Source organism: Novosphingobium sp. (genome assembly GCF_031424035.1).
Taxonomy (GTDB): Bacteria; Pseudomonadota; Alphaproteobacteria; order Sphingomonadales; family Sphingomonadaceae; genus Novosphingobium.
In genome coordinates, this window is record NZ_JANPGP010000063.1 from 1 (window position 1) to 3,819 (window position 3,819).

Consider the following 3,819-nt stretch of genomic DNA (forward strand, 5'->3'; position numbering starts at 1 on the left):
ACTCCGCGGCATTGGGCCAAGGGTTCGAACGGGGTCCACTCGCTCAAGGATTATATACATGCGCAAGATCGCTCTCGTCGCCGCTGTTGCTGGCGTTTTCGCTCTCTCGGCTTGCAAGTCGGAAGCTCCTGCTCCTGAAGCCACCACCGAAGCTTCGGCTGAAGCTACCGTTGACGCTTCGGCTCCGGCTGTTGAAGCTTCGGTTGAAGCATCGGCTGACGCTTCGGAAGCTCCGAAGATGTAATCTTCGCCTTACGGCAAAGATGAATTTGGGCGCGCAGGGGAAACCTTGCGCGCCCTTTTCTTTGTCCAGAAGATACCTGCAGGCCCTGCCGGAAATGCGGCGAAACGAAGGCGGGCGCGATTGACATTCGATTGGCCGCTCGGCAGCCTCGCGCCGGCCCAAGACTCGCCCAGGCGGGTCGGAATGGCCAGGTCCACTCGCTACAAAGGATTGTAATTCATGCGCAAAATCGTTCTGGCGGCAGCTGCCGCCGGTGCCGTGCTCGCCCTCGGCGCCTGCTCGAACACCAAGGAAGGCGCAGAAGCCGACGCTTCGAACGCTGCTGCCAGCATGAGCGATGCCGCCGGCGACGCGGCCGCTGCTGGCTCGGAAGCTGCGGCTGACATGAAGGCTGCCGGTTCAGAAGCGGCTGCGACGATGAAGGAAGGCGCCGACAAGGCTGCTGGTGCTGTCGCTGGCGCAGCTGCCGGCGCTGTCGAAGGTGCAAAGGCTGGTGCCTCGGAAGGCGCCAAGTAAGCACCTCGTTTGAGGATGTTATGGAAGGCGCGTGGGACTTGGTCCTGCGCGCCTTTTCTTGCGTCATTGCGGCGCGCTAAGTGCGGCGCAGCGCTGCGGCGTTCAGATAATGTATGCTGAGTGGATCAGCGCAGCGCGGTGCGGCGGTTGCTGGCAGCTTCGGCCAGGTAACCATCGTAAAGCGAACGGGCGATCGCGGCGATGCGGGCATCACGGGCCGGCTTGCTGCCTTGTCCCGTGACATAGATGGCCACAGCCAGATCGCGTCCATCAGGGGTCTTGATGAAGCCGACATCGCTGGCCGTGTTGAACAGGGTGCCGGTCTTGTGGGCAACCTGCGTGCCTTCGGGCAGCAGTCCGCGGATGCGGTGTTTGCCGGTGACCGTGCGGCTCATTGCGCCGAGCAGCACGTCATTTGACGCCCGGCTCAGCCATTCGCGGCGATAGATACCGGAGAGAAGGCGAACCATGCCCATCGGGGTCACACTGTCGCGCTTGTCGATGGCGGTCGCCGGATTGACCGCGCCGTCATCGCGCACCAGCGTGGCGATCGTGCGGTCGATGCGGAATTCGTTGATCCCCGCGCGGCTCTGCACCCAGCGGGTCACGACCTGTGGGCCACCGACGGCGGCGAGCAGCGCGTCGGTGGCCTGATTATCGCTGCGGGTAATCGCAGCTTCGATCAGGCTGAGCGCGCTCATCGTCGTGCCCTGACGGACAGGGGCCTGCGCGCTGGAGAACTTCTTCGAGGGCACCGCCACGATCAGCGGGTACTGGTCATAAAGCTTGTATCGGCCATCATCGACGCCCGCCAGGAAAGTGGCGACAATGGCTATCTTGCTGGTCGATGCCATCGGGAACGACTGGTCGCCCAGGATCGCCACAGAGCGACCGGTCTCAAGATCGAGCGCGGCCACGCCGATGCGGCCTTGCGAGCCTTCTGCCAGCGCTGCGATCGAGGCTTCGAACGGGCTGGAATAGGCGTAGGAGGGCTGGCTTTGCGGTACAGCGGCGAGAGAAACAGGTGCGCGAACCGGCACGGAGACAGTCTGGACAGATTGGCCCTTCTGGCCGCGCGTAATGGTAACGCTGGACTGGCTGCTAACCGACGAGGGCGTTTCGATCTTCGCCTTCGGTCCGCCGAACATCGTGTCAAACTCGCCCTCGAGCGAGCTGGACAGCGAGTTGCCGGATGCAGCCTGTGCGGGAAGCGCCAGCAGTGCTGCCGCCGCGACGCTCAGCGTCAGAAATCGAGAAAGCAGTCCCTCAGTCACGCACTATCCCTAACCCCACCAAGGTTTACAGATGTTGTACGCGGCGCGCATTTTGTCACAACGGCCGCGCGACGAGTTGCACCAGACGCGCGGGAAAATGCGTAAACGCGCGATTTTCGACCGTTTTGGCGCTCACAAGCCCGAATCAAGCAGACACGGCGCAAAAAAAGGGCCGGAGGATTGCTCCCCGGCCCCGTTTTTCGGTGCGTCAGTTGGGCAGGCTCAGAAGCCCATGTCGCCCATGCCGCCCATGCCGCCACCCATCGGGGGCATAGACGGCTTGTCGTCCGGCTTGTCGGCGATGGCAGCTTCGGTGGTGATCAGCAGACCAGCAACCGAGGCAGCATCCTGCAGGGCGGTGCGCACGACCTTGGTCGGGTCGATCACGCCGGCAGCGACGAGGTTTTCATAGACGTCGGTCGACGCGTTGAAGCCCTGAGTCTCGTCATTCTCGCGCAGCAGGTTGCCCGAAACCACGGCACCGTCATGACCGGCGTTGGTGGCGATCTGGCGAACCGGAGCCTGAATCGCCTTGCGGACGATGTCGATGCCCTTGGTCTGGTCGTCGTTCACGCCCTTCATGCCCTCAAGAGCCTTGGTGGCATAAAGCAGCGCCGTGCCGCCGCCGGGGACGATGCCTTCTTCAACCGCAGCGCGGGTGGCGTGGAGAGCGTCGTCGACGCGGTCCTTGCGTTCCTTCACTTCGACTTCCGACGCGCCGCCAACCTTGATCACGGCAACACCGCCAGCCAGCTTGGCCAGACGTTCCTGCAGCTTTTCGCGGTCGTAGTCGCTGGTGGTGACTTCGATCTGGGCGCGGATCTGTTCGACGCGGGCCTTGATCTCTTCAGCCGAACCATTGCCGTCGACGATGGTCGTGTTGTCCTTGTCGATCGTGACCTTCTTGGCCTGGCCGAGCATGGCGAGCGTGACGTTCTCCAGCTTGATGCCAAGGTCTTCGGAGATCATTTCACCGGCGGTCAGCGTGGCGATATCGCCCAGCATGGCCTTGCGGCGATCGCCGAAGCCCGGAGCCTTGACGGCTGCAACCTTGAGGCCGCCGCGCAGGCGGTTGACCACGAGGGTGGCAAGCGCTTCGCCTTCGATGTCTTCAGCGATGATGAGGAGCGGACGGCCCGACTGCACCACGGCTTCGAGGATCGGCAGCATCGACTGCAGGTTCGACAGCTTCTTTTCGTGGATCAGGATGTAGGGGTTATCCAGCTCGACCAGCATCTTTTCAGCGTTGGTCACGAAGTAGGGCGAGAGATAACCACGGTCGAACTGCATGCCTTCGACGACATCGAGTTCGAATTCGAGGCCCTTGGCCTCTTCCACGGTGATCACGCCTTCCTTGCCGACCTTTTCCATGGCTTCGGCGATCTTCTCGCCGACTTCACGGTCGCCATTGGCCGAGATGATGCCGACCTGGGCGATTTCGGCCGAACCCGAAACCGGCTTCGAACGCTTCACCAGATCCGCAACAACGGCGGTAACGGCCTGATCGATGCCGCGCTTGAGGTCCATCGGGTTCATGCCGGCTGCAACGCAGGTCATGCCTTCGCGGACAATCGCCTGGGCGAGCACGGTGGCGGTGGTGGTGCCGTCACCAGCCTGGTCGTTGGTCTTGCTGGCGACTTCGCGCAGCATCTGGGCGCCCATGTTCTCGAACTTGTCCTTGAGTTCGATTTCCTTGGCGACGGTAACGCCGTCCTTGGTGATGCGCGGAGCGCCGAAGCTCTTGTCGATCACCACGTTGCGACCCTTGGGGCCCAGCGTGACCTT

General features: G+C 62.7%; 4 protein-coding genes. 2 read left to right on the forward strand and 2 right to left on the reverse strand.

What is annotated here, in order from left to right; genetic code table 11:
* Positions 1-58 precede the first annotated feature (58 nt).
* Both RMO89_RS09735 and RMO89_RS09740 read left to right on the forward strand, forming a co-directional pair.
* The gene (locus tag RMO89_RS09735) at positions 59-244 is read left to right on the forward strand and encodes a hypothetical protein (protein ID WP_310532807.1); all 186 of its coding nucleotides are present in this window, start codon (positions 59-61) and stop codon (positions 242-244) included.
* Positions 245-463: 219 nt separating this feature from the next.
* Positions 464-760, forward strand: a complete 297-nt coding sequence (locus tag RMO89_RS09740) for a hypothetical protein (RefSeq protein ID WP_310532808.1) — start codon at positions 464-466, stop codon at positions 758-760.
* A 125-nt stretch (positions 761-885) separates the two neighbouring features.
* On the opposite strand, the gene RMO89_RS09745 is transcribed toward RMO89_RS09740, so the two are convergent.
* Both RMO89_RS09745 and groL read right to left on the reverse strand, forming a co-directional pair.
* A complete protein-coding gene (locus RMO89_RS09745; protein WP_310532809.1) occupies positions 886-2,034 on the reverse strand; it encodes a serine hydrolase in 1,149 nt (382 codons plus the stop codon).
* Positions 2,035-2,256: 222 nt separating this feature from the next.
* The coding region (groL, locus tag RMO89_RS09750; RefSeq protein ID WP_310532810.1) for a chaperonin GroEL at positions 2,257-3,819 on the reverse strand (1,563 nt) is incomplete at its 5' end.